Below are 24827 nucleotides of genomic sequence, written 5' to 3'. Positions count from 1 at the left end.
CACTGTCACGTCCACCGCATGACATCTGTCATCCGGCACGCACGACGCCCGACACTGCCGCGCGCAACCCCGTACGGGCGAACCTTTGTCCATGACGACGACGACCGCGACACGCACCGCGAGGCCCGCCACCGACAGCGTGGTCAGCTTCGAGAACGTGACCAAGAGCTACGGCACGGTCCGGGCGGTCGACGGCCTCTCCCTCGCGCTCCACCCGGGCGAGACCGTCGCACTCCTCGGCCCCAACGGCGCCGGCAAGTCCTCCACCCTCGACCTCCTCCTCGGCCTGCGCCCCGCCGACTCCGGCTCCGTCCGGATCTTCGGCACCACCCCGCGCGAGGCCGTCGCCGCCGGCCGGGTCGGCGCGATGCTCCAGAGCGGCGGCCTGATGGAGGAGGTGACCGTACGCGAGATCGTCGCCCTCGGCTGCGCCCTGCACCCCCGGCCGCACCCGGTCGACCAAGTGCTCTCCCGGGCCGGCATCGACAAGATCGCCGACCGCAGGGTCGACAAGCTCTCCGGCGGCCAGGAGCAGCGCGTGCGCTTCGCGCTCGCCACGGCCGGCGACAACGACCTCATCGTCCTCGACGAGCCGACCACCGGCATGGACGTCACCGCCCGCCAGTCCTTCTGGGCCACCATGCGGGAACAGGCCGACCAGGGCCGCACGGTGCTCTTCGCCACCCACTACCTCGAAGAGGCCGACGCGATCGCCGACCGCGTCCTGGTGCTCAGCAAGGGCCGGCTGCTCGCCGACGGCACCGCCGCCGAGATCAAGGCCAGGGCCGGCGCCCGGAAGATCTCCTTCGACCTGAGCGCCCCCGCCGACGGGGCGATCGAGCACCTGCGCGCGCTGCCCTTCCTGACGTCCTTCGAGCACCACGGCGACACCGTCCGCATCCAGTCCCGCGACGCCGACGCCACCGTCCACGCCGTATACGGGCTCGGGCTGTACCCCCGCAATCTGGAGGTCGCCGGCCTCGGCCTGGAACAGGCCTTCATCGCCCTCACCGAGGCCGAGGAGGCCACCCAGTGAACGCCCTGATCAAGCTGGAGATCGTCCGCGCCCTGCGGAACAAGAAGTACCTCTTCTTCACGGTCATGTACCCGGCCGCGCTGTTCCTGATGCTCGGCGGCACCCTGGACGGCACCACCAAGGTCATGGGCACCGAACTGACCATGCCCGCCTTCTACATGGTCGCCATGGCCTCCTTCGGCGCCCTGACCGCCGTCCTGATGGGCAACAGCGAACGCATCGCCAAGGAACGGGAGAAGGGCTGGGTCCGCCAGCTCCGCCTCACCGCCCTCCCCGGCCGCGGCTACGTCCTCGCCAAGACCGCGGGCGCCGGAGTGCTCTCCCTCCCCGCCATCCTGGTCGTCTTCGCGGTGGCGGCCGCCGTGAAGGGCGTACGGTTCGACGCCTGGCAGTGGCTCGCCCTCACCGGCTCGATCTGGGCGGGCAGCCTGGTCTTCGCGGCGCTCGGCGTCGCCCTCGGCTACCTGGCCAGCGGCGACAACGTCCGCCCCATCACGATGCTCGTCTACTTCGGGCTGTCGATCCTCGGCGGCCTGTGGATGCCCACCGCGAACTTCCCGCAGTGGCTCCAGAACATCTGCGAGTGGCTCCCCACCCACGCCTACGCCGGCCTCGGCCAGGCCATCGAGCTCGGTGGCGCGCCCCGGGCCGGGGACGTCGCGCTCCTCGCGGTGTACTTCGTACTGTTCACCGGTGCGGCTGCCTGGCTGTACCGCAAGGACTCTCTGAAGGCATGAACCCGTGGCGCTGACGAAGGAAGGCGAGGACCGGGACTTCCCCGAGATCGCCAAGGAGCCGGAGAACCGTCACCAGAAGATGGTGAAGATGCTCTGGATCAGCATCTGGCTGTTCTACCTGAGCGCCCCCGTCACCGACCTGGTCAGTGGCGGACACAGCCTCGGGACCAGGCTGCTGGGCGGTCTGGGCCTCGCGGCCTTCGTCGCCTGGTACCTGGTGCTGGTGTTCCGCACCGCCCGCCCGATGCCGGTCCGCCGGGTGCTGTTCTCCCTGGCGGTGCTCGCCACCCAGGCCATGGTCCTGTCGCTGACCCTGGGCCGCGAATGGCTCGTGCTCTTCGTCTACGTGGCGATCTCCTCCGGAGCCGCGCTGCCGGCCCGGTACGCCCGCTGGACGGTCCTCGGCACCACCGCCCTGCTGGCGGTCACGGCGAACGCGGTCCCGGGCGGCACCGCCTACCTGGCGGGGCTGCTCATCCCGGCCCTCATGGGCGGCTTCGCGATGGTCGGAGTCCGCGCGATGATCCGCACGACGATGGAGCTGCGCGAGGCCCGGGCCACGGTCGCCCAGCTCGCGGCCAACGAGGAACGGCTGCGGATGGCACGGGACCTGCACGACCTGCTGGGGCACTCGCTGTCGCTGATCACGCTGAAGAGCGAGCTGGCGGGCCGGATGCTGCCCGGACAGCCGCAGGAGGCGGCCCGGCAGGTCGCCGACATCGAGCAGGTCAGCCGGCAGGCGCTGGTCGACGTGCGCGAAGCGGTGAGCGGCTACCGGCGGCCCACCCTCCCCGGCGAACTCGCGGGCGCGCGCACGGCACTGGCCGCGGCGGGCGTACTGGCGGACCTCCCGTCGCCGCCGGCCGACGACCTCCCCGAGGAGGTGGAATCGGCCCTGGCCTGGTCCCTGCGCGAAGCAGTGACGAACGTGGTGCGGCACAGCGGCGCGAAGCGCTGCCGGGTCACGCTGGAGACGCGCCAGACCCTGGACGGGCCGGTTCTGGAGTTGACCGTCACGGACGACGGCCCGGCCGGCGGCCCGAGCACCTTCGGCAACGGCCTGACGGGCCTGACGGAACGTCTGACCGCCCTGGGCGGCAGCCTGTCGGCCGGTTCCCCGGGCCGGTCCGGCTTCGCCCTCACCGCCCGTGTCCCCCTAGGATCGCGCCCATGACCTCACGTCCCATCCGCATCCTCCTCGCGGAGGACCAGTCGATGGTCCGCGAGGCCCTCGCCGCGCTGCTCGGCCTGGAACCCGACATCGAGGTACGGGTCCAGGTGGCCCGCGGTGACGAAGTACTGGCGGCGGCCCGCGCGCACGACGTGAACGTGGCGCTGCTGGACATCGAGATGCCGGGCATGACGGGCATCGAGGCGGCGGCCGCCCTGCACGCCGAACTCCCCGCCCTGCGGATCGTGATCCTGACGACCTTCGGCCGCCCCGGCTACCTCCGGGGCGCGATGGAGGCCGGGGCCTCCGCCTTCCTGGTCAAGGACGCCCCGGCCGCGCAGCTGGCGGCGGCCGTGCGCAAGGTCCTCCAGGGGGAGCGGGTCATCGACCCCACCCTGGCGGCGGCCGCCCTCGCGGAGGGCGCGAACCCGCTGACGGACCGCGAACGGGAGGTCCTGCGGGAGGCGGAGACGGGCGCGACCAACGCGGAGCTCGCGGCGCGGCTCCACCTCTCCCAGGGCACGGTCCGCAACTACCTCTCGACGGCGATCCAGAAACTGGCGGCGCGCAACCGGGCCGAAGCCGTGCGCGCGGCCCGCGAAAAAGGCTGGCTCTAGCCCGGCCGCCCCACCTTCAGCCTCGCCGGCGTTTGAGGAGCGGGTCCGGGCGGAGCCCGGTGCCCGGCGGAGCCGGGTTTCCCGGGGCTCCGCCCCAGACCCCGCGCCTCACACGCCGGCGAGCCTGGGATTGCGGCGGGGCTGGGGCCCGTCAGTTCAGGAGGGCGCGGGCGGAGGCGGCTTCCGCGTGGATGCGCGCCGCCGCGTCGGCGTCCACCGCGGACACCACCCCGGCGTACGCGTCCAGCTCGGCCGCCCCCTCCTGGAAGGAGCCCCGCTCCACCAGCAGCCGCGCCCGCTCGTACCGCAGCGCCGCCGGGTGCGACGGCAGCAGCAGCGACAGCTCCACCGCCCACAGCGCCACCCCCGACTGCTCCGGGCGGGCCGCGGCCCACGCCCGGATGTTGGCCAGGATCCGCAGCACGATGTCCAGCGTCCGGGCCGGCTCGCGCGGCCCCGACGCCAGCTCCGCCGGCCCGGTGCCCAGGGAGGCGCCGCCCGCGAACGGGTCCACCACCACGCCCTCCTCCGGGTCGCCGAAGCCCACCACGAAGTGCCCCGGCAGCCCCAGCCCGTACACCGGCGCCCCGGCCCGGCGGGCCACCTCCAGCCACACCACCGACAGCAGGATCGGCAGCCCGCGCCGCCGTCTCAGTACCTCGTGCAGCAGCGAGGACGACAGCCGGTCGTAGTCCGCCGGGGTGCCGTGGAACCCGAGGCGCCCGCCCAGCAGTTCCGTGACCGCATTCGCCCACGCCCGCCCGCCGCGCAGCCCGTACGGGAGCATCCCGGCCAGCCGGTCCAGTTCGATCTGCGCCCAGTCCATGGCCCGCTCGTCCAGCTCCGGATCGCCCTCGGCGGCCAGCAGCAGGCACAGCAGTGCCAGGTCGGGCCGTTCGGCGCGGGCCTCGGCCGCGAACTGCTCGCGCCGGGCCGCCGTGCTCACGCCGCCGCCCGGTAGTGGTGGTAGGTGTGGTGCGTGGCGAAGCCCAGCCGGTCGTACAGCGCCAGCGCCCCGGGATTGTCCGTCTCGACCTGGAGCCACGCCGCCGACGCGCCCTCCTCCAGCGCCCGCCGGGCCAGCGCGGCCATCACCGCCGTCGCCAGGCCCTCCCGCCGGTGCGCGGGATCGACGGTCACCGCCGCGAAGCCGGCCCACCGGCCGTCCACCACGCAGCGTCCGACGGCCCGGCCGCCGGGCAGCGCCGCGAACCACACCGACGGGCCCTCCACCAGCATCCGCCGGGCCAGGTCCGGGTCGCTCACCTTGCCGTAGCGCCCGAGCCAGTCCTCGTCCGGGACACGGGTCAGACGTACGGCCTCGGCCGCGGGCGCGTCCACGTCGCCCACCGGCGCCAGCGCGCCGATCCGTACCTCCGCCGACACCTCGGACACCCAGCCACGACGCTCCAGCTCCGCGGCGAGCATCTCCTGGGTGCCGGCGGCCCCCGTCGCGACCTGCACATAGGCCGGAAGAGATCGTTCCGCATACCAGGCGGTCACTCGCGCGAGTGCATCGTCCAGCGGTATGCCCGGGTCGCCGAGCGCCAGCACGGAGTTGGCCCGCCGGGTGAATCCGGCGGCCGCCCGCAGCGTCCACCCGCCCAGCTGCTCGCTCTCCAGCGGCTGCCAGGCCCGCGCCGCCACCCTCGACAGCTCCTCGAAGGAGGCCGCGGGACCCCGCCGCCGGGCCGGCGCGGGAGGCACGATCTTGCCCGCCACCAGCGACGATTCCGCGATGCGGACGGACTGTCCGTTCTTCTTTGTGATCAGCAGCACACCCTGGTCCCAGGATGTGAGAACGCCGACCGTGTCCGTGAACTCGGGTGATCCGCTCAGTCCGGCCTCCACCCGTCGTACAGAGACTCGTTTACCCACGTCAGCCGGGGTGATTCGGACCTCCAGCAGCCCTCCGGCAGTGATTTCCACAGCTCTGTCCGCCCCTCCTGTTCGGATCGTGCCCGGGAACGGAGATACTAGGTGCGGGCATCGACGACGCCGCGCTCCCGCGCGATATGGAAAGCCCTACCGAGGAGGAACGAGAGCGTGACCTACGTCATCGCGGAGCCTTGTGTCGACGTCAAGGACAAGGCATGCATCGAAGAGTGCCCCGTCGACTGCATCTACGAGGGCCAGCGGTCCTTGTACATCCACCCGGACGAGTGCGTCGACTGTGGTGCGTGTGAGCCGGTCTGCCCGGTCGAGGCCATCTTCTACGAGGACGACACTCCGGAGGAGTGGAAGGACTACTACAAGGCGAACGTCGAGTTCTTCGACGAGCTCGGTTCGCCCGGTGGTGCCTCCAAGCTGGGCCTGATCGAGCGCGACCACCCCTTCGTCGCGGCGCTGCCCGCCGGTATCAACGGCGAGCACTGACCTTCACGTCAGACGCGCCCCTCGGTCCCGTACGGCCTTCCCGCCGCACGGGACCGACGTGTTTGTGCACCCCGTACACACCAGCACTCAGAGAGAGCAGAGACCACCGTGGCCGCAGTATCCGACCGTCTTCCCGCCTTCCCCTGGGACAAGCTGGAGCCGTACAAGGCCACGGCGGCGGCCCACGCGGACGGCATCGTCGACCTGTCGGTCGGCACGCCCGTGGACCCGGTCCCGCAGCTGATCCGGCGCGCCCTGATCGAGGCCGCCGACTCCCCGGGCTACCCGACGGTGTGGGGCACGGTCGCCCTCCGCGACGCGATCACCGGCTGGGTGCGCGGCCGCCTCGGGGCGAGCGCCGCCGAGCACCGCAACGTCCTGCCGGTCGTCGGCTCCAAGGAGCTGGTCGCCTGGCTGCCGACCCAGCTGGGCCTGGGCGCCGGGGACAAGGTCGCCTACCCCCGGCTCGCCTACCCGACGTACGAGGTCGGTGCGCGGCTGTGCGGCGCCGAGGCCGTCGTCTACGACGACCCGACCGAGCTCGACCCGGCCGGCGTGAAGCTGCTGTGGCTCAACTCCCCGTCCAACCCCACCGGCAAGGTCATCGCCAAGGAGGACCTCGTCCGGATCGTGGCCTGGGCGCGCGAGCACGGGATCCTGCTCTTCAGCGACGAGTGCTACCTGGAGCTGGGCTGGGAGGCCGAGCCCGTCTCCGTGCTTCACGACGACGTGTGCGGCGGCTCGTACGAGGGCATCGTCGCCGTCCACTCCCTCTCCAAGCGTTCCAACCTGGCCGGCTACCGGGCGGCCTTCGTCGCCGGTGACGCGGACGTGCTCGGCGAGCTGCTGGAGATCCGCAAGCACGGCGGCATGATGACCCCCGCCCCGGTGCAGGCGGCCACGGTCGCCGCGCTCGGCGACGACGCCCACGTCGAGGAGCAGCGCGAGCGCTACGCCGCCCGCCGCACGGCGCTGCGCGCGGCCCTGGAGGGCCACGGCTTCCGGGTCGAGCACAGCGAGGCCAGCCTCTACCTGTGGGTGACCCGCGACGAGCCCTGCTGGGACACCGTCGCCCACCTCGCGGGGCTGGGCATTCTGGTCGCGCCGGGCGACTTCTACGGCGAGGCGGGCGCGCGGTTCGTGCGCGTCGCGCTCACCGCCACCGACGAGCGCGTGGAGGCGGCGGTCAAGCGCCTGGGCTGATCGCCGGCCGGCACGGCGAGAACGCCCGAGGGGGCCGGGAGTTCGCACTCCCGGCCCCCTCGGTGGTTCCTGCGGCGTCAGCCGGCCGACGGCAGTCCACCGGCCAGTCCCGCCGGCAGGACACCGGAGGTCGGCAGCGCGGACACCGGCAGTTCCTGCGCCGCGGGCAGCCCGCCGATCAGGCCCTGCGTGGTGCCCGCCAGGTCGGCCGCGGGGGCCGGCAGGCTCTTGGTGGCGCCGCCCACGGCGTCCGTGGCCGCGTGCGTGGTCGCGGCACCGTCCGTGGCGGTGAGCTGGCCCAGCTGCGGCACGGACTCCAGACCGGCGGCACTGGCCGCGCCGGCCGCACCGACCACGGGCGCTGCCCCGGCTGCGATCAGCAGCGCGGCACGGGCGATCCGACGGGTCAGGGGGAGAGACATGTTGCTCCTAAGCGGTAGCGGCTGAGTACGCCGTGCTAACCGCTCCCGGGGCGGGTGGAGTTGCGGTGCCGGTGGGTAAAGGATCGGTAACGCATCGCATAATCGGCTTCCGCGAAAAGCGCATTGGATGCGCGCCGACCTGGGGTTCCGTCCGAATCCGGGATCCGTGGCCCGCTACACGGATCCCCCCGCAGGAGTGATCACTCGCACGTGCGCCCGGGCGCCCCCGGCGCGTGCCCCGGGGAGGGGATCAGCGGGCCATGAAGATCCGTACCTCGCCCGGCCGCGGGCCGTAGGGGTCCCCCTCGCCGTTCTTGGCCCCCGGCTCGCCCATGCCCTGCCAGCGTCCCCGGTCCTGTCCGCCGATCCAGCCGTGCCGGTCGTACGACACCCGGGAGATGCCCATCGCCTTCGCGTTGGCCACCGCCCAGTGGGCCATGGCCCGGCTGCGGCGGACCACGGCCTCACCGCCGCCCTTCTTCTCCACCAGCGTGACCTCGACCTCCGGGGCCGCCTGGCCGCCGCCGCTGTTCCGGCCGGCCTGGCCGGCCTGGCCGCTCGGCGGGGGCAGCGTGTGCATCCCGTCCTTGCCGAAGATCCGGATCAGGTCGGCCCGTACCCGCTCCGGGTCGCCCGGCCCCGCCGGCGCGGGCCCGCCGCAGTTCAGGGTGCCGCCTCCGGCGAAGGCCGCCGTCAGCACCGTCGCGTCCGGCTCGTGCTTCGCGTACGCCTGCGGGAACCCGCTGCGCTGCACCTTCTGCGCGGCCACCGTCAGCGGCAGCCGCGAGTACCCCTCCACGTCCACCAGGTGGTCGTAGAAGATTCCGGCCGAATAGACGGGGTCCGTGATCTGCTCCGGCGTGCCCCAGCCCATCGAGGGCCGCTGCTGGAACAGGCCCAGCGAGTCCCGGTCGCCGTGGTCGAGATTGCGCAGCGCGGACTCCTGCATGGCGGTCGCCAATGCGATCGTCACGGCCCGGTCCGGCAGGCCCTTGGCGACGCCGACGGCCGCTATCGTCGCCGCGTTCGCCGCCTGCTCCGGAGACATTTCGTACGATTCGGAGGTTCCGTCCTCCCCGACCGGATCCGCACTGGCCACGCAGAACGGGGCACCGCCACCACCGTTCGAATCGCGCTGCACGGCGAAGTAGCCGGCCACCGCAAGGAGAACGAACAGGCCGACGGCCGCCCGGAGCAGCCGGCGGCGGCGACGAGGACGGGGTTCACGGGTCTCGGACACGCGGCCCACCGTACTTGAGCCATATGACGCGTCCACCGGCCGGACGTACGAGGCTCCGCCGCAGCCCGGGGCGTTAGGGTCAGCTCCATGTCCGAATCCGAGCTGGACCTCACCCTGGACGCCGCCGAGCTGACCGCCCGGCTCGTCGACATTCCGTCCGTGAGCGGCGACGAGAAGGTACTCGCCGACCTCGTGGAACACGCGCTGCGCGGCCTGCCGCACCTCACTGTGGACCGCTTCGGCAACAACGTCGTCGCCCGCACGCACCTCGGCCGCGCCGAGCGCGTCGTACTCGCCGGCCACCTCGACACCGTGCCGATCGCCGACAACGTCCCCTCCCGCCTCGACGAGAACGACGTGCTGTGGGGCTGCGGTACCACCGACATGAAGTCCGGTGTCGCCGTGCAGCTGCGCATCGCCGCGACCGTGCCCGAGCCGAACCGGGACCTCACCTTCGTCTTCTACGACCAGGAGGAGGTCGCCGCCGACCTCAACGGGCTCGGCAAGGTCGCAGCCGCCCACCCCGACTGGCTGACCGGCGACTTCGCGGTCCTGCTGGAACCCTCGAACGCCGAGGTCGAGGGCGGCTGCCAGGGCACCCTGCGCGTCCTGCTGCGCACGGCCGGCGAGCGCGCCCACTCCGCCCGCAGCTGGATGGGCTCCAACGCCATCCACTCGGCGAGCCCGATCCTCGCCCGGCTCGCGTCCTACGAGCCGCGCAAGCCGGTCATCGACGGCCTGGAGTACCACGAGGGCCTCAACGCGGTCCGCATCGAGGGCGGCGTCGCCAACAACGTCATCCCCGACGCGTGCACGGTGACGGTCAACTTCCGCTACGCCCCCGACCGCACCGAGGCCGAGGCCCTGGCCCACGTACGGGAGGTGTTCGCGGACTGCGACATCGCCGAGTTCGTCGTCGACGACTCCTCGGGCGGCGCCCTCCCGGGCCTGTCCCACCCGGCGGCCGCGGCCTTCATGGAGGCGGTCGGGGGCCGGGCGATGCCCAAGTTCGGCTGGACGGACGTCTCCCGCTTCAGCGCCCTCGGCGTTCCGGCGGTCAACTACGGCCCGGGCGACGCCCTGCTGGCCCACAAGGTCGACGAACGCGTCGAGACGAAGGCGATCCTGCACTGCGAGGAACGACTTCGCGCCTGGCTGACCTCCTGAATTCCGCTTCTCGTCACCTTTGTGCGCCTACCCTGATCCAACGATCAGCAGGAGGGAGCACAGCATGGGCAACCACGGCAGTCCCGAGGGTTCCGCTCGTCGTCGGCCCGAGGAGCAGCAGCTCGGGCCGGTGCTGAGGAGGCGGAGTCAGGTGCAGGCGGGCAGTACGACGGACCAGCGGCTGCTGGATTCGGCGGGGCCCTCCGAGTGGGTGCACACCGATCCCTGGCGGGTCCTGCGCATCCAGTCGGAGTTCATCGAGGGCTTCGGCACGCTCGCCGAGCTGCCGCCCGCGATCAGCGTGTTCGGATCGGCCCGTACGCCGGAGGGCTCGCCCGAGTACGACGCGGGCGTACGGATCGGCAGCGCGCTGGTCGACGCCGGCTTCGCCGTGATCACCGGTGGCGGACCGGGCGCCATGGAGGCGGCCAACAGGGGCGCCCGCGAGGCGAACGGCATCTCGGTCGGCCTCGGCATCGAGCTCCCCTTCGAGCAGGGGCTCAACCAGCACGTCGATCTCGGCCTGAACTTCCGGTACTTCTTCGTCCGCAAGACGATGTTCGTGAAGTACAGCCAGGGCTTCGTCGTCCTGCCGGGCGGCCTGGGCACGCTGGACGAGCTGTTCGAGGCGCTGACCCTGGTCCAGACCCAGAAGATCACCCGCTTCCCGATCGTGCTGTTCGGCACGGAGTACTGGGGCGGCCTGATCGACTGGCTGCGGGGCACGGTGATCGCCCAGGGCAAGGCCTCGGAGAAGGACCTCTACCTGTTCCACGTCACGGACGACGTGGACGAGGCGATCGCGCTGGTGACGAAGGAAGTCGGCAAGTAGCACCCCCGGCCCGGGCCCCGTCCGGCCCGGGCCCCGCCCCTCAGGCCAGGCCGCGCCGGGCGACGGCTGCGCCGGCCTCCGGCCGTCGGGGTCAGGCCAGGCCGCGGCGGGCGACGGCCGGGGGGCGGTGGCCCTGGATCGAGCGGACCATGTCCAGGATCTGGCGGGTCTCCTCGACCTCGTGGACGCGGTAGACCTGCGCGCCGAGCCAGGCCGAGACCGCCGTCGTGGCCAGGGTGCCCAGCAGGCGCTCCTTGACCGGCTTGTCGAGGGTCTCCCCGACGAAGTCCTTGTTGGACAGGGAGACCAGCACCGGCCAGCCCGTCGCCGTCATCTCGTCCAGCCGGCGCGTGGCCTCCAGCGAGTGCCGGGTGTTCTTCCCGAAGTCGTGACCGGGGTCGATCATGATGGCGTCCCGGCGGACGCCCAGCGCCGCCGCCCGCTCCGCCAGCCCGACCGTCACGCGCAGGACGTCCTCCATGACGTCCTCGTACGCGATCCGGTGCGGCCGGGTGCGCGGTTCGACACCGCCCGCGTGGGTGCAGACCAGGCCCGCGCCGTGGCGTGCGGCGACCTCCGCCAGCTTCGGGTCCACGCCGCCCCAGGCGTCGTTGAGGACATCGGCGCCGGCCTCGCACACCGCCTCGCCGACCTCGTGCCGCCAGGTGTCCACGCTGATCACCACGTCCGGGTGGCGGCGCCGGACCTCGGCCACGAAACCGACCGTGCGCCGTGCCTCCTCGGCCGCGTCCACATGCTCGCCCGGGCCCGCCTTGACCCCGCCGATGTCGATGATCGCGGCGCCCTCGGCGATCGCGTGCTCGACCCGGTCCAGCGCCGGCTCGTCGCGGAACGTCGCGCCCTGGTCGTAGAAGGAGTCCGGCGTCCGGTTCACGATGGCCATGATCACCGGCTCGTGGGTGTCGAACTCGCGCCTGCCCAGTCGCAGCATCCTGCTCTTTCCTCCTTCGGCGACCCTTGCGCCTCGCCAGCGACCTTAACCTGGTGGCCGGAGTCTCTCAGGGGAGTTGATCGTGTTCTTCTTCTTGATGATCGCGCTGGTCGTGGTCGTGGCAGCGGTCACCCTGGCGGTGATCGGCGGCGGCTCGGAGGCCGTCCTGCCGGAAGCGGAGCCGGACCGGGTGGCGGACGGGCTGCCGGAGACCCGGCCCGTGGTGCGGGCGGACATCGACGCGCTGCGGCTGCCGGTCGCCCCGCGCGGGTACCGGATGGCCGAGGTGGACGACGTACTGGAGCGGCTCGCGGCCGAACTGGCCGAGCGGGACGCGCGGATCGCGCAGCTGACGGCCGCGCAGGCGCCCGCGGCGCCCGCCGACGCCGCTCCGCAGGACGCGCCCGGGCACGTCGACCTCAGCAAGGGCGGTGAGCGGTGAGCGGTCCGGTGGCGGGCGCGGACGGGCTGCTGCGCTGCCCGTGGGGGCTGTCGACACCGGACTACGTGGCCTACCACGACACCGAGTGGGGCCGGCCGGTCCACGGCGACGACGCGCTGTACGAGCGGCTGTGCCTGGAGGCGTTCCAGTCGGGGCTGTCGTGGCTGACGATCCTGCGGCGCCGGGAAGGGTTCCGCAAGGCCTTCCACGACTTCTCGATCGCGGCGGTCGCGGAGTTCGACGACCGCGACGCCGAGCGGCTGCTGGCCGACGAGGGGATCATCCGCAACCGCGCCAAGATCGAGGCGACGCTGGCCAACGCGAAGGTCCTCGCCGGATGGGAGCCGGGGGAGCTGGACACCCTGATCTGGTCCCACGCCCCCGAGGAGCCGGGAGCGGCCCCGGCGACGGTCACCGAGGTCCCCGCGGTCACCCCGCAGTCCACGACCCTCGCCAAGGCCCTGAAGAAGGCCGGCGTCCGCTTCGTCGGCCCCACGACGGCCTACGCCCTGATGCAGGCCTGCGGGCTGGTCAACGACCACCTGGCCGGCTGCGTCTTCCGCGACCCGGCCTGACCCGGCCCGACGGCCCGGCCCCGTCCGGGGCGGGCCGGGCCGCGGCGCGGGCGTCGTCAGCGGCCGAGGTACTTCGGCGGCTGCTTCGCGAGGAAGGCCTGGACGGCGATGCCGTGGTCCTCGGAGGCCCCTGCACGCGTCTGGAGGACGTCCTCGTGCTCCAGCGTCTCGGAGAGCGTGTGGGAGGCCCCGTAGGCCAGGGACTCCTTCAGCGCGGCGTAGGCGACCGTCGGTCCGGCGGCCAGGGTGCGGGCCACGGCCTCCGCCTCGGCGTGCAGGAACTCCGAGGGCACCAGGCGGTTGACGATGCCGAGCTCGTACGCCTCCTGCGCCTTGATCGAACGCGGGAAGAGCAGCAGGTCCGAGGCGCGGGAGGCGCCGATCAGCCGGGGGAGGGTCCACGAGACCCCGGAGTCGGCGGTCAGCGCCACCCCGGCGAACGAGGTGTTGAAGGAGGCGGTGTCGGCGACGACCCGGAAGTCCGCCGCCAGCGCGAAGCCGAAGCCCGCTCCGGCCGCCACGCCGTTCACCCCGGCCACCACGGGCTTGGGCATCTCGGTGAGCGCCCGCACGATCGGGTTGTAGTGGTCGGCGACCGTGTTCATGGTCAGCGAGGAACCGGTCTCGCGGTCCGAGGCCAGGTTCCCGATGTGCTCCTTGAGGTCCTGGCCCACGCAGAAGGCCCGGTCGCCGGCGGCGGTGAGCAGGACGGCCCGCACCGCGCCGTCCGCGGCCGCCGCCCGGACCGCGTCGCGCAGGGCGACCTTGGCCTCCGTGTTCATCGCGTTCATCGCGTCCGGACGGTTGATCGTGATGGTGGCGAGTCCGTCGGTCACTTCGTAGAGCACGCTGTCGGCCATGGCAGGGGGTCCCCCTTCGTCGCAGGCTTGGCTACCGGTCGGTACTGTCCGGTACAAGGGCCAGCATGGCGGACCGGACGTGGCACGCACATGTGATGTGCGTCAAAGAAAGCGGATGCCGCTTCCCGGCTGCGGCGGCGAAGTATCGCAGGCGGATCCCCGAAATGAGTGGTTTTGGTCGAGCGCGTTGCCCAAGCGTTCCCGGGCGATGTTGGTCATCGGGTCCTGACATGCGGGATAATGGCTGGGAAGCAATGTGTTCGATGCCGGGTATTAGGCGCCTGAATGGGGCCGTCGGCTGACGATGAGCTGGTTTCAGGAAGGGGAACGAGCATGGCGGCCATGAAGCCGCGGACGGGCGACGGCCCGCTCGAGGTCACCAAGGAGGGGCGGGGCATCGTCATGCGCGTACCGCTCGAGGGCGGCGGTCGGCTTGTCGTCGAGCTGACCCCTGATGAGGCGGACGCCCTGGGTGACGCCCTGAAGAAGGTCGTCGGCTGACCCCCCGGGGACACTGACAGCACTTCCACCTTCTGCGTTTCTGCATTCTCTGCACTGCCCCGACCGCGATCCGCGGCCGGGGCAGTGTTGTGTCGTCCTCCCCGGACCCGACCATTCCGGAGCCGTGCCGTGACCTTCACCCCGCCCGCGCCGCCCGCCTTCGCCGACTGCACGCCCCGCCAGAAGGCCGCCCGGGTCCTCTCCGACGTACTGGCTCCGGCGAACCTGGTCGTCGCGCTGCTGCTGCTCGTCGGATGGCACAGCACCACCTCGTGGGCCGGGCTCGGCTGGGGTCTGTTCGCCGCCCTGTTCTGCGGGGTGGTCCCGATCGGGATCATCGCCCTGGGCGTCCGCCGGGGTGCGCTGACCGACCAGCACATCCGGGTGCGGCGCCAGCGCGTCGTCCCGATGGCCCTGAGCCTGGTCTCCGTCGTCGCCGGGATCGCCCTCCTGCACGCCCTGGGCGCCCCCCGGCAGGTGTTCGCGCTCGTCGTCGCGATGCTGGTGGGCCTCGTGTCCTCGCTGCTGGTCACGGTCGTCTGGCAGATATCGATCCACATGTCGGTGGCCGGCGGCACCGTGATGATCCTGCTGCTCGTCCTCGGGGCCCCGGTGCTCCCCGCGGCCCTGGTCGCCGCCGCGGTGGGCTGGTCCCGGCTGGTGCTGAGGGCGCACACCCCGGCCCAGCTCCTCGCCGGCACCGCGCTCGGCGGCACGGCGGCCCTCACTTTCGCGCTCCTGAGCTGACCGCGGGGCCCGCGGGCGGGTCCGGGAGGTCAGCGGCGCACGGCGCACAGCAGGCCGTCGCCCACCGGGAGCAGCGCGGCCTCCAGGGCGGGGCTCTCGCGGACGCTGCGCAGCAGCTCGCGCACGCGCAGCACCTCCACCGGCTGGGCCGCGGAGTCGACCGTACGGCCGTCGGAGAAGACCCCCTCGAAGCACACCAGTCCGCCGGGGCGCAGCAGCCGCAACGATTCGGCGAGGTAGTCGAGGGACTCGGAGGGGTCCCCGTCGCAGAAGACGAGGTCGTACCCGCCGTCCGCGAGCCGGGGCAGTACGTCCAGGGCGCGGCCCGGGATGAAGCGGGCGCGGTTGCCCGCGAAGCCGGCGGCGCGGAAGGCCTGGCGGGCGAAGGCCTGCCGGTCGGCCTCGGGATCCACGGTGGTCAGCACCCCGTCGGGGCGCATTCCGTGCAGCAGGTGGATGCCGGAGACGCCGGTTCCGGTGCCGATCTCGGCGACCGCCTTGGCGTCCGCGGTGGCGGCCAGCAGGCGCAGCGCGGCCCCGGTACCGGGGGAGACGGACCTCAGGCCCGCTTCCCTGGACCGGTCACGGGCCCATCGCAGAGCGTCGTCCTCGGCGACAAACGCGTCGGCGAACGCCCAGCTCGTCTGCCGGTTGCCGGTAATGACCCTCTCCTGTCCCCATAGTTGGCGCAACGGTGACTGTATCCGTTGACGTCGGGAACCCGCAGATGGGACCGGGCGTTGTGCAGGGTGGAAGCGGGATCAGAAGGGACGCCGCCGGGCAGATCGACGGCCGGGAGCGCTCCTGGGCCTAAGTCTCGCGTAAAGATACTGCAAAAACGCTTATCCGGAGCTGACAGAGGGGGTGGCTATGGTAGGGACTCCGCTGGACACCACCAGAGCCGATAGGGGAGGTGCGGCTGCGCCTGTGGATCGTGGGGGCGTGTTCAGACGCCTCTTCTGGTCGGCCGGTGAGCCGAAATCCGTGACCTACATTGCTGACCGCTTCCACACCGCAGACACCGCAACCACCGCGAGCTTTGCCGCCGATGCGGGCTCCCAGGCGTGGACCCCTCCTTCGTGGGAGGAGATCGTCAGCACGCACAGCGCGCGGGTCTACCGCCTTGCCTACCGTCTGACGGGCAACCAGCACGACGCCGAGGACCTGACCCAGGAGGTCTTCGTCCGCGTCTTCCGCTCGCTGTCCACCTACACGCCGGGCACGTTCGAGGGCTGGCTGCACCGCATCACCACGAACCTGTTCCTGGACATGGTCCGCCGCAAGCAGCGCATCCGCTTCGACGCGCTCGGCGACGACGCCGCCGACCGGCTGCCGAGCCGTGAGCCGTCCCCCCAGCAGGTGCTGCACGACACGCACTTCGACGCGGACGTGCAGCAGGCGCTGGACACCCTCGCCCCCGAGTTCCGCGCCGCCGTGGTGCTGTGCGACATCGAGGGCCTGTCGTACGAGGAGATCGCCGCGACGCTGGGCGTGAAGCTCGGCACCGTGCGCAGCCGTATCCACCGGGGCCGCTCGCACCTGCGCAAGGCGCTCAAGCACCGGTCCCCCGAGGCCCGCGCGGAGCAGCGCGCGCTGGCGGGTGTGGCGATGGGCGCCCCCGGCGCCGGGGGAGAGGGCGGAGCCGAGTGAGCGAAGTCAGTCCGTCCCCCGCCGAACAGCACCTGGGCGACCGGCTTGCCGCCCTCGTCGACGGGGAGCTGAAACACGACGCCCGCGAGCGGGTCCTGGCCCACCTGGCGACCTGCGCCAAGTGCAAGGCCGAGGCCGATGCCCAGCGCCGTCTGAAGACCATGTTCGTGGAGAGCGCGCCGCCGCCGCTGTCCGCCGGACTGCTGGCACGCCTCCAGGGACTGCCCGGCGGCGGTCTCGACGACCCGTCCGGCCCCGCCGGTCCGCCCGGCCCCGGCGCGAGCGACCCGTTCGAGGCCTTCGCGTACGGGCTGCCGGTCGCCGTACGTCCGCAGCAGCAGGAGGGCTTCCGGATCCATGAGGTGGGCCGTCCGCGACGCCGGTTCGCCTTCGTGGCCGCCGGAGCCGTCTCGCTGGCCGCGCTCGCGCTCGGCGGCTCACTGCCGCTGGAGGCGGACCCGAACCTGCGCGGGGACTCCCCGGCCCCGGCCTCCCGGCCCGGTCCCGCCCTGCCCGTGACCGACGCGGGCGCCCGTGACCGCATGCCCACCCCGGCGGCCGTCCCGAGCCTCATGTCGGCCGTCGCGACCCCGCTGCCCCCGCTCCAGCCCTCCCCGCAGATCCCGGCCCGTCCGGTCTCCCTGCTGCGCTGACGCGGGACCTGATTGAATCTGCGGCACATGCGCATAGGTACGCGGGGAGCGCCGATGGCCGACAGGCAGCAGACCGATCCGGCTCCGCAGTGGTGGAGCCGGCCCGAGGGGACGCCCGACGAGGGCCGCCGCGGAGGGGTTCCCGCGCCGCGGCCCGAAGCAGGGGACGAGGCGGGCGCCGGGAACGGCGTACCGCTCCAGGACGCCTCCCCCGCCCCGGAGACCGCCGCACAGACCGCCCCCGCCGCCGACGCGGGCGACGGGGCCCGCCCGGTGCGGTACGACCCGTGGGCCGTGGAGCCCCTCCAGGTCGTGGACCGGGGCCGGGAGCCCCGCGGGATCCGGCTGTGGCAGGTGGTGGCCCTCGGCGTCGGGACGGCGCTGTTCGCAGGCGGGATCGGCGGATACCTCGGCGTGCTCGCCGAGCGGCAGAGCAGCACCCGGCTGGAGCTGCCCCAGGCGGCGGCCGCCGCCGACAAGGGCCGGGCACCCGAGAGCGTGGCCGGGATCGCCGCCACCGCCCTGCCCGGGGTCGTCACCCTGCACGTGCGGGGGGAGAAGGGCAGCGGCACGGGTACCGGCTTCGTCCTCGACCAGCAGGGCCACATCCTGACCAACAACCACGTGGTCGCCGACTCCAAGGAGATAGCGGTCACCTTCAGCACCGGCGAGAGCGTCACCGCCGAGCTGGTGGGCCGCGACTCCGGCTACGACCTGGCCGTGGTCAAGGTCAGCGGGGTGCGCGGGCTCCAGCCGCTGAGCCTGGGGAACTCCGAGAACGTGAAGGTCGGCGACCCGGTGGTGGCCATCGGCGCGCCGTTCGACCTCTCCAACACCGTCACCGCCGGCATCATCAGCGCCACCGGCCGGCCCGTCACTGCGGGCGGCGACAAGGGCGACGGCAGCGACATCAGCTACGTCGACGCGCTGCAGACGGACGCCCCCATCAACCCGGGGAACTCCGGCGGCCCCCTCCTCGACTCCAAGGCCCGCGTGGTCGGCATCAACAGCGCGATCCGCGGGGCCGACAAGGACGACCCCAGCCGGCAGGGCGGCTCCATCGGCCTCGGCTTCGCCATCCCCATCAACCAGGGCAAGCGCGTCGCCGAGGAGCTCATCCGCACCGGCCGCGCCACGCACCCCGTCATCGGGGTCACCCTCGACATGGACTACACGGGCGACGGAGCCCGGGTCGGGGACAAGGGCGAGGACGGCAAGCCGTCCGTGGTCGCCGGCGGACCGGGCGCGCGCGCCGGCATCCGGGCCGGGGACGTGATCACCAAGGTCGACGGCCAGCGGGTACGCGGCGGTGACGAGCTGATCATCAAGATCCGGGCCCACCGCCCGGGCGACCCGCTGACCCTCACGGTCCTGCGCGACGGCCGCGAAAGCACCCTGAAAGTGGTCCTCGGATCGGCGAACGGCTCATGATCGTGTCATGACGGCCGGGTGAAACCGCGGCGGAGGTGGTACGCAGGTATGGGCCCGCGGGCAACGGCGGGTACCGTGTGTCGGGGCCCGAAGTGATGGAGAGCCGAGGAGCGGCAAGGTGTTCAACGACATAGGCGCACTCGAACTTGTCACGATCGTGGTGCTCGGCATTCTCGTCTTCGGACCGGACAAGCTGCCCAAGGTCATTCAGGACGTCACGGGCTTCATCCGCAAGGTCCGTGCGTTCTCGGACAGCGCGAAGCACGACATCCGCTCCGAACTCGGCCCGGAATTCAAGGATTTCGAGTTCGAGGACCTGAATCCGAAGACCTTCATCCGCAAGCAGCTGAACGAGAACGAGGACCTCAAGGACCTCCGCAGCAGCTTCGACCTCCGCAAGGAGCTGAACGACGTCTCCGACGCGGTCAAGAGCTCCGCGTCCGACCCGGGCGCCCCGGCCTCCCCGAACACCGCCGCCACGCCCGCCGTGACCGGCCCGGACCTGCTGAAGAAGCCCGCCGCACCCGCCGCGGACCAGCGCTCGCGCTTCGACGCCGACGCCACCTGACGCGCGGCCTGCCCGGCGATCCGCGGTCGGATGGCTATCCTCCATCTGTCCGGATCGCAGGACGCCCGAGGGAGGGGGTCCCCCCAGCACAGCGAGGGGGAGGGCCGTTCCGGACCCCACGGAACGAGAGGCCGCCCAGATGGAGACGACGAGCAGCAGCCGGGTAGGGGCGCAGACCGCGGAGGCCCTCGCCCCCGCCGACGCGCCCGGCCAGGAGCCGGATACCGGACCGCACAGCCATACGCAGCCACAGGAGGCCGCCGCGCCCGTACCGGCGGCCCGCCGGACGGCCGAGGGGTTCCTGGCCGCCGACTTCCCCTGGTACGGGCTGGACGGGGCCTTCACGGGCCCCCGGTGGCTCATGCAGGTGGCCGTCGCCGCCGACGGCACCGTGGAGCACGGCTCCACCGGCCACGGGGACGAGCCCTCCGCCCGGGGCGAGATCGCCACCGGTGAGAAGGAGCGCTTCGCGGTGGTCATCACCGTGGCGAGCAATCCGCTGCGGCGCAGCGGGGACGGCACCGGCGTGCTGGAGGCCACCTCGGTCGCCTCGGCGGCCTGGCTGGCCGGCTCCGGGCTGCTGGCGTACAGCTGGCCCGGACAGATGGACCACTCGCTGCGCGACGACTGGCTGGACCAGCAGACCGAGGCCGCCTGGGAGCTGGCGGACGACCTGGACGGCGAGGACTGGTCCACGCTGTCGCTGCCGGTGGACGGGGAGCCGACGCCGTTCCACTACCGCGAGTCGGAGTTCGGGTGGGTGCTGGCCGGGTCCACCGGCAGCGGTGTCCACCTGGGTGCGTTCGGCCGCGGCATGAGCGCGTACGGGCTCGGCTTCGCCGCGATCGCGGACCTCGGTTCGTACGAGTGACGAGCAGCCGGTCCTCGGCGGCCACCGACCGCTGAGGACTGAGCACCGGCCCGCGGCGCGATGCGACGGACCGGTACGCGGAAGGGCGCCGCTCGGCGAGCGGCGCCCTTCCGCGTGGTGCGGGACCCGTCAGAACTTGTTGCGCGGGGTGATGCCCAGGGACATGCCCGACAGGCCGCGCGCCCGGCCGCCCAGCTTGCCCGCGATCGCGCGCAGGGCCGCGCCGGCCGGGGAGTCCGGGTCGGACAGGACCACGGGCTTGCCCTCGTCGCCGCCCTCGCGCAGCCGGACGTCGATGGGGATCGAGCCCAGCACCGGCACCGTCGCGCCGACCGTCTTGGTCAGGCCGTCGGCGACCTTCTGGCCACCGCCCGAGCCGAACACGTCGACCATCTCGTCGCAGTGCGGGCACGGCAGGCCCGACATGTTCTCGACGACGCCGACGATCTTCTGGTGGGTCTGCACGGCGATGGAGCCGGCCCGCTCGGCGACCTCGGCCGCGGCCTGCTGCGGGGTGGTGACGACGAGGATCTCCGCATTCGGCACGAGCTGCGCCACGGAGATCGCGATGTCGCCGGTGCCCGGCGGCAGGTCCAGCAGCAGTACGTCCAGGTCGCCCCAGAACACGTCGGCCAGGAACTGCTGGAGCGCGCGGTGGAGCATGGGACCGCGCCACACCACCGGCGCGTTGCCCGGGGTGAACATGCCGATGGAGATGACCTTCACGCCGTGCGCCGACGGCGGCATGATCATGTTCTCGACCTGGGTGGGACGCCCGTCCACACCCAGCATGCGCGGCACGCTGTGGCCGTAGATGTCCGCGTCGACCACACCGACCTTCAGGCCGTCGGCCGCCATCGCCGCGGCCAGGTTCACCGTGACGGAGGACTTGCCGACGCCGCCCTTGCCGGACGCGACCGCGTACACGCGGGTCAGCGAGCCCGGCTTGGCGAAGGGCACCTCGCGCTCGGCGGTACCGCCGCGCAGCGTGGCCGCCAGGTCCTTGCGCTGCTCGTCGCTCATCACGTCGAGGGTGACGGCGACGGAGGTGACGCCCGGGACCTTCTCGACGGCCTCGGTGACGTTCTTCGTGATGGTCTCGCGCATCGGACAGCCCGACACCGTGAGGTAGACCGTGACGGCGACCTCGCCGCCCTCACCGATCTCCACCGATTTGACCATGCCGAGCTCGGTGATCGGCCGGTGGATCTCGGGGTCGTTCACCGTCGCCAGTGCGTCCAGGATCGCGTCCTGCTCAGGCACGGCGGCGGAGCTTGTGTCGGTAGCCATGTACCCGATGGTACGGCTCGGCAGCAGGCCGCAGGAAAGCCCGTCAGCGGTCGCCTTCATCACGTTCGGCGGGGAATAGACGGCGCTCGTCCATCTCCTTGATCAGGTCCTGGAACTCGGACCTGATCCAGTCGCGCGTGGCGACCTCGCCCAGGCCCATCCGCAGGGCGGCGATTTCCCGCGTCAGGTACTCCGTGTCGGCGATGGACCGCTCGTTCTGCTTGCGGTCCTGCTCGTGCGTGACCCGGTCGCGGTCGTCCTGCCGGTTCTGCGCGAGCAGGATCAGCGGGGCCGCGTAGGAGGCCTGGAGCGACAGCATCAGCGTCAGGAAGATGAACGGGTACGGGTCGAACCGCAGGCCGTCCGGCGCGAAGATGTTCCACAGCACCCAGACGATGATGACCAGGGTCATCCAGACGATGAACCGTCCGGTGCCCAGGAACCGCGCCACCCGCTCCGAGAGCCGCCCGAAGGCCTCCGGGTCGTACTCGGGCAGCAGCGACCGGCGCGGCGCGCGCGGCTGGTCCAGGCGCACCCGCGAGCGCGTCAGCGCGCTCGACCCGGTGCTCGACGGCTTCGCCGGTCTTTCGCCGGAACGTTCCGCCGCGTCCGCCGCCAGCCCGTGCTCGCGGGCCTGCATCCGCGCCTGCTCGCGCCGCTCCCGGATCTGCTCACGGCGCCGCTCGCGCGCCTGCTCGCCCCGCCCCCGGTCGAAGCGTCCTCGCTCAGTGGCCACCCACGGCCTCCTCGGAATGGAAGTCCGTCTCCCGCCAGTCGTCCGGCAGCAGGTGGTCCAGTACGTCGTCCACGGTCACCGCGCCCAGCAGCGAGCCGCTCTCGTCGACCACCGGCACCGCCACCATGTTGTAGGCGGCGAGGTGCGTGGTCACCGCGGGCAGCGAGGCGTTCGGCCGCAGCGGCGGCAGGTCCGTGTCCACGATGGAGCTGACCAGCGTGAACGGCGGGTCCCGCAGCAGCCGCTGGAAGTGCACCGTGCCCAGGTACTTGCCCGTCGGCGTCTCGTCCGGCGGCCGGCACACGTACACCTGGGCCGCCAGCGCGGGCGACAGGTCCGCCTGCCGTACGCGGGCCAGCGCGTCCGCGACCGTCGCGTCCGGCCGCAGCACGATCGGCTCGGTGGTCATCAGACCGCCCGCGGTGTTCTCCTCGTAGGACAGCAGGCGGCGCACATCGGCCGCGTCGTCCGGCTGCATCAGCGTCAGCAGCCGCTCCTTGTCGTCCTCCGGCAGCTCGGACAGCAGGTCGGCCGCGTCGTCGGGGTCCATCGCCTCCAGGACGTCGGCGGCGCGCTCCTCCTTCAGCTTGCCGAGGATCTCCACCTGCTCGTCCTCCGGCAGTTCCTCCAGCACGTCCGCGAGCCGGTCGTCGTCGAGGGCGTTGGCCACCTCGGCGCGCCGCTTGGGCGTCAGGTGGTGCAGCACGTTCGCCACGTCGGCCGGGCGCATCTGCTCGAAGGTGGCGACCAGGTTCTCGGCGCCCTGCCCGTGCTCCTCCAGCGAGAAGCCCGTCACCGCCGACCACTCCACCGTCAGGGCCTCGCCGCGCCGGCGCAGCGCCCCCGACTTTCCCTTCCGTACGAAGATGCGGTCGATCTCCCAGTCCCGGCGGGCCGGCAGCTGCTGGATGGCCACGTCCAGGACGGTGACCTCCTCGCCGCTCGCGACCAGCGTCACCCGCCGGTCCAGCAGCTCGCCCAGGACCAGGCGTTCGGTCGGGCGCTGCTCGAAGCGCCGCATGTTGACGACACCGGTGGTGATGACCTGCCCGGACTCCACACCCGTGACCCGGGTCATCGGCAGGAAGATCCGGCGCCGGCTGACGACCTCGACCACCAGGCCCAGCAGTCGCGGCGGACGGCCGCCGACCCGGAGCATCGCCACGAGGTCGCGGACCCGGCCGACCTGGTCGCCGTTGGGGTCGAAGACGGGCACACCCGACAGATGCGAGACGAAGATCCGCGGGGCGCCTGCAACCATCCGAGCGCCTCCTAGAGCGTCGATCAAGAGTCGTGCCGCCCCTCAGGCTAGCCCGTGCCGCGGCCAAGCGTCCTGGTGGGGCGGTCCGCCCGGGGGCCGGTGCACACCGGGGCGCGGTCGCGGGACGAAGCCTACGGGCGGGTACGCTGCCTGCTGCTCGCAGACGACCGACGAGAGGCACCCACCCGTGACCGCCTACTTCCCTGCCGCGCGGCTGCGCCGGGCCGCCTTCATCGGTGCGCTGTGCGCAGGCCTCGCCGTCACCGGTACGGGCTGCGGGGACGATCCCGACGAGGGCACGAACGGCGTCGGCAAGCTCTCCGCCGACAAGATCGAGGCGAAGGCGAGGGCGGCCGCCACGGAGGCCGACTCGGTGCACCTGTCCGGCACCCTGGTCAGCGGCGGCAAGTCCTTCACGCTCGACATGCGGCTGAAGGCGGACGGCGGCTCGGGCGAGGTGAAGTCGAAGGACGACACCTTCCAGCTGCTGCGCGTGGGGGAGCAGCTGTACCTGAAGGCGAGCGCGGCGTTCTGGGGCCAGTCCGACTCGGCCGGCAAGCTCGGCGACAAGTACGTGAAGGTGCCCGAGGGCGACCCCTCGTACAAGCAGTTCCGCGGCTTCACCGACATGGACGTGCTGCTGGACGGGCTGCTCGGACTGGAGGGCAAGCTCGCCAAGGGCTCGTACACCAAGGTCGGGCACACCCGCGCGGTCCAGGTCACGGCGAACGAGGGCAAGGGCGGCAAGCTGTCGGTCTCGCTGGAGGGGACCCCGTACCCGCTGATGATGGAGCGGGCGGGCGGCGCCGGCCGGGTGGAACTGGCGGAGTGGGGCAAGACGTTCCCGCTGGAGGCGCCCGCGCAGGACCAGACGGTCGACTACGGGTCCCAGCTGCCCACGACCAAGGACCAGGGCGCCGGCTCCGCCCCGGCCCCCTCCAAGGGCTCCGGCCAGGGCGCGAACCCGACCAAGCCCTAGGCCGTCTTCCTGCGCTTCAGCAGCAGCTTCGGCAGGCCCGCCGGGATGGCCCGGCGGGTCGTCGCCGGGGACGGCAGCGGGGCCGCGACCAGCGAGCCGTCCGGCAGCCGGTCCCGGACCGCCTCCGGCTCCAGCCGCAGCAGCCGGCACTCCCGGGCCCACCGCTCCGTCATGTTCTCCGAGTCGGGCGCGTTCAGCCGCTTGCCCTTGAGCTCGGCGACCGCCGCCGTCCACTCCTCGCTGCGGGGCGCGATCTCCCGTACCGTCGCCGTCCAGGCCACCAGCCGGCCGCCCTTGTCCTTGCTCCGTACGGTCACCTCGGCGGTCGCACCGTCCGCCAGCCCGGGGAACGGCTGCTCGCCGGGCCCGTCGCCCAGCACGTGGGCCGCGCCCTCCACCCAGGCGTGCCACAGGGCGCGGTCGGCCCCGCCGCCGCGCACCCAGATCAGGCCGGACTTCTTGGTGGCCTCCTCGACGAGGGCCAGGTCGAGCGTGCTGAGAGTCATGCCG

General features: G+C 72.6%; 29 protein-coding genes. 18 read left to right on the top strand and 11 right to left on the bottom strand.

Annotation, left to right across the window (positions count from 1 at the left end):
• The first annotated feature begins 91 nt into the window (after nt 1-91).
• The 4 genes from B6R96_RS12940 to B6R96_RS12925 all read left to right on the top strand — a co-directional run bounded on the left by B6R96_RS12940 (nt 92) and on the right by B6R96_RS12925 (nt 3561).
• Entirely contained in the window at nt 92-1036 is a 945-nt protein-coding gene (locus B6R96_RS12940) for an ABC transporter ATP-binding protein (RefSeq protein WP_030385867.1), read from the top strand.
• On the top strand, nt 1033-1773 hold the full coding sequence (locus B6R96_RS12935) for an ABC transporter permease (RefSeq protein WP_030385868.1): 741 nt from the start codon (nt 1033-1035) through the stop codon (nt 1771-1773). Before B6R96_RS12940 ends, B6R96_RS12935 begins: the two co-directional genes overlap by 4 nt.
• Before the next feature lie 79 nt (nt 1774-1852).
• Nucleotides 1853-2947: a sensor histidine kinase gene (locus B6R96_RS12930; protein ID WP_053703079.1), complete on the top strand. Its 1095-nt coding sequence runs from the start codon at nt 1853-1855 to the stop codon at nt 2945-2947.
• Entirely contained in the window at nt 2944-3561 is a 618-nt protein-coding gene (locus B6R96_RS12925) for a response regulator transcription factor (RefSeq protein ID WP_053167941.1), read from the top strand. The genes B6R96_RS12930 and B6R96_RS12925 overlap by 4 nt, the downstream gene beginning before the upstream one ends.
• A 151-nt stretch (nt 3562-3712) precedes the next feature.
• On the opposite strand, the gene B6R96_RS12920 is transcribed toward B6R96_RS12925, so the two are convergent.
• Entirely contained in the window at nt 3713-4507 is a 795-nt protein-coding gene (locus tag B6R96_RS12920) for a transglutaminase-like domain-containing protein (protein ID WP_030385871.1), read from the bottom strand.
• Nucleotides 4504-5490, bottom strand: coding sequence for a GNAT family N-acetyltransferase (locus tag B6R96_RS12915; RefSeq protein WP_081522521.1), 987 nt, complete (start codon nt 5488-5490; stop codon nt 4504-4506). Before B6R96_RS12915 ends, B6R96_RS12920 begins: the two co-directional genes overlap by 4 nt.
• A gap of 117 nt (nt 5491-5607) precedes the next feature.
• On the opposite strand from B6R96_RS12915, the gene fdxA reads away from it, so the two are divergent.
• Both fdxA and dapC read left to right on the top strand, forming a co-directional pair.
• Nucleotides 5608-5937, top strand: coding sequence for a ferredoxin (fdxA, locus tag B6R96_RS12910; RefSeq protein ID WP_030011906.1), 330 nt, complete (start codon nt 5608-5610; stop codon nt 5935-5937).
• 108 nt (nt 5938-6045) lie between these two features.
• Nucleotides 6046-7140 (top strand): succinyldiaminopimelate transaminase, encoded by a 1095-nt coding sequence (dapC, locus tag B6R96_RS12905; RefSeq protein ID WP_081522520.1) that lies wholly within the window; start codon nt 6046-6048, stop codon nt 7138-7140.
• A gap of 77 nt (nt 7141-7217) precedes the next feature.
• On the opposite strand, the gene B6R96_RS38085 is transcribed toward dapC, so the two are convergent.
• Together B6R96_RS38085 and B6R96_RS12895 are read right to left on the bottom strand one after the other, a co-directional pair.
• Entirely contained in the window at nt 7218-7562 is a 345-nt protein-coding gene (locus B6R96_RS38085; RefSeq protein ID WP_081522519.1) for a hypothetical protein, read from the bottom strand.
• 250 nt (nt 7563-7812) lie between these two features.
• Nucleotides 7813-8802 (bottom strand): hypothetical protein, encoded by a 990-nt coding sequence (locus tag B6R96_RS12895; RefSeq protein ID WP_030385875.1) that lies wholly within the window; start codon nt 8800-8802, stop codon nt 7813-7815.
• Between the two features lie 87 nt (nt 8803-8889).
• Here B6R96_RS12895 and dapE point away from each other — a divergent pair, with 87 nt between their 5' ends.
• On the top strand, nt 8890-9969 hold the full coding sequence (gene dapE, locus B6R96_RS12890; RefSeq protein ID WP_081522518.1) for a succinyl-diaminopimelate desuccinylase: 1080 nt from the start codon (nt 8890-8892) through the stop codon (nt 9967-9969).
• Nucleotides 9970-10033: 64 nt separating this feature from the next.
• A complete protein-coding gene (locus tag B6R96_RS12885; RefSeq protein WP_030385877.1) occupies nt 10034-10801 on the top strand; it encodes a TIGR00730 family Rossman fold protein in 768 nt (255 codons plus the stop codon).
• A 91-nt stretch (nt 10802-10892) separates the two neighbouring features.
• Here the strand turns inward: B6R96_RS12885 and folP are convergent, their stop codons facing one another.
• Entirely contained in the window at nt 10893-11753 is an 861-nt protein-coding gene (gene folP / locus B6R96_RS12880; protein ID WP_081522517.1) for a dihydropteroate synthase, read from the bottom strand.
• A 76-nt stretch (nt 11754-11829) separates the two neighbouring features.
• On the opposite strand from folP, the gene B6R96_RS12875 reads away from it, so the two are divergent.
• Both B6R96_RS12875 and B6R96_RS12870 read left to right on the top strand, forming a co-directional pair.
• Nucleotides 11830-12195 (top strand): DivIVA domain-containing protein, encoded by a 366-nt coding sequence (locus B6R96_RS12875; protein ID WP_051779183.1) that lies wholly within the window; start codon nt 11830-11832, stop codon nt 12193-12195.
• Nucleotides 12192-12770: a DNA-3-methyladenine glycosylase I gene (locus B6R96_RS12870; RefSeq protein WP_081522516.1), complete on the top strand. Its 579-nt coding sequence runs from the start codon at nt 12192-12194 to the stop codon at nt 12768-12770. The genes B6R96_RS12875 and B6R96_RS12870 overlap by 4 nt, the downstream gene beginning before the upstream one ends.
• A gap of 56 nt (nt 12771-12826) precedes the next feature.
• Here B6R96_RS12870 and B6R96_RS12865 read toward each other — a convergent pair whose 3' ends face one another.
• The gene (locus B6R96_RS12865; protein ID WP_081522515.1) at nt 12827-13630 is read right to left on the bottom strand and encodes an enoyl-CoA hydratase/isomerase family protein; all 804 of its coding nucleotides are present in this window, start codon (nt 13628-13630) and stop codon (nt 12827-12829) included.
• Between the two features lie 333 nt (nt 13631-13963).
• Between B6R96_RS12865 and B6R96_RS12860 the strand changes: the two genes are divergently transcribed.
• Both B6R96_RS12860 and B6R96_RS12855 read left to right on the top strand, forming a co-directional pair.
• Nucleotides 13964-14131 (top strand): DUF3117 domain-containing protein, encoded by a 168-nt coding sequence (locus tag B6R96_RS12860; protein ID WP_003966491.1) that lies wholly within the window; start codon nt 13964-13966, stop codon nt 14129-14131.
• A gap of 129 nt (nt 14132-14260) precedes the next feature.
• Entirely contained in the window at nt 14261-14878 is a 618-nt protein-coding gene (locus B6R96_RS12855; protein ID WP_030385882.1) for a hypothetical protein, read from the top strand.
• Between the two features lie 29 nt (nt 14879-14907).
• Here the strand turns inward: B6R96_RS12855 and B6R96_RS12850 are convergent, their stop codons facing one another.
• Nucleotides 14908-15570, bottom strand: a complete 663-nt coding sequence (locus B6R96_RS12850; protein WP_030385883.1) for an O-methyltransferase — start codon at nt 15568-15570, stop codon at nt 14908-14910.
• Between the two features lie 178 nt (nt 15571-15748).
• Between B6R96_RS12850 and sigE the strand changes: the two genes are divergently transcribed.
• The 5 genes from sigE to B6R96_RS12825 all read left to right on the top strand — a co-directional run bounded on the left by sigE (nt 15749) and on the right by B6R96_RS12825 (nt 20051).
• Nucleotides 15749-16528, top strand: coding sequence for an RNA polymerase sigma factor SigE (sigE, locus tag B6R96_RS12845; RefSeq protein ID WP_078626255.1), 780 nt, complete (start codon nt 15749-15751; stop codon nt 16526-16528).
• On the top strand, nt 16525-17181 hold the full coding sequence (locus B6R96_RS12840; RefSeq protein WP_081522514.1) for a zf-HC2 domain-containing protein: 657 nt from the start codon (nt 16525-16527) through the stop codon (nt 17179-17181). The genes sigE and B6R96_RS12840 overlap by 4 nt, the downstream gene beginning before the upstream one ends.
• 54 nt (nt 17182-17235) lie before the next feature.
• Complete coding sequence (locus tag B6R96_RS12835) at nt 17236-18612, top strand: S1C family serine protease (protein WP_081522513.1); 1377 nt, start codon at nt 17236-17238, stop codon at nt 18610-18612.
• A 118-nt stretch (nt 18613-18730) separates the two neighbouring features.
• Nucleotides 18731-19180, top strand: coding sequence for a sec-independent translocase (locus tag B6R96_RS12830; RefSeq protein ID WP_030385887.1), 450 nt, complete (start codon nt 18731-18733; stop codon nt 19178-19180).
• 139 nt (nt 19181-19319) lie between these two features.
• Entirely contained in the window at nt 19320-20051 is a 732-nt protein-coding gene (locus B6R96_RS12825; RefSeq protein WP_081522512.1) for a hypothetical protein, read from the top strand.
• A gap of 129 nt (nt 20052-20180) precedes the next feature.
• Here the strand turns inward: B6R96_RS12825 and B6R96_RS12820 are convergent, their stop codons facing one another.
• The 3 genes from B6R96_RS12820 to B6R96_RS12810 form a co-directional block, all read right to left on the bottom strand.
• Nucleotides 20181-21296 carry an Mrp/NBP35 family ATP-binding protein gene (locus tag B6R96_RS12820; protein ID WP_030385889.1) on the bottom strand — a complete coding sequence of 372 codons (1116 nt, stop codon included), beginning with the start codon at nt 21294-21296 and terminating at the stop codon, nt 20181-20183.
• An 88-nt stretch (nt 21297-21384) separates the two neighbouring features.
• Nucleotides 21385-21981: a DUF1003 domain-containing protein gene (locus B6R96_RS12815; RefSeq protein ID WP_051779198.1), complete on the bottom strand. Its 597-nt coding sequence runs from the start codon at nt 21979-21981 to the stop codon at nt 21385-21387.
• Between the two features lie 85 nt (nt 21982-22066).
• On the bottom strand, nt 22067-23338 hold the full coding sequence (locus B6R96_RS12810) for a magnesium transporter MgtE N-terminal domain-containing protein (protein WP_030385891.1): 1272 nt from the start codon (nt 23336-23338) through the stop codon (nt 22067-22069).
• Between the two features lie 187 nt (nt 23339-23525).
• Between B6R96_RS12810 and B6R96_RS12805 the strand changes: the two genes are divergently transcribed.
• Nucleotides 23526-24317 (top strand): hypothetical protein, encoded by a 792-nt coding sequence (locus B6R96_RS12805; protein ID WP_051779184.1) that lies wholly within the window; start codon nt 23526-23528, stop codon nt 24315-24317.
• On the opposite strand, the gene B6R96_RS12800 is transcribed toward B6R96_RS12805, so the two are convergent.
• Nucleotides 24314-24823, bottom strand: a complete 510-nt coding sequence (locus tag B6R96_RS12800) for a hypothetical protein (protein ID WP_081522511.1) — start codon at nt 24821-24823, stop codon at nt 24314-24316. The two genes, B6R96_RS12805 and B6R96_RS12800, sit on opposite strands and share 4 nt — an antisense overlap.
• Nucleotides 24824-24827: the final 4 nt, after the last annotated feature.

This window comes from Streptomyces sp. Sge12 (assembly GCF_002080455.1).
Lineage (GTDB): Bacteria > Actinomycetota > Actinomycetes > Streptomycetales > Streptomycetaceae > Streptomyces.
Note: the sequence above shows the minus strand (reverse complement) of the source record. Positions and strands in the feature narration are given on the sequence as shown.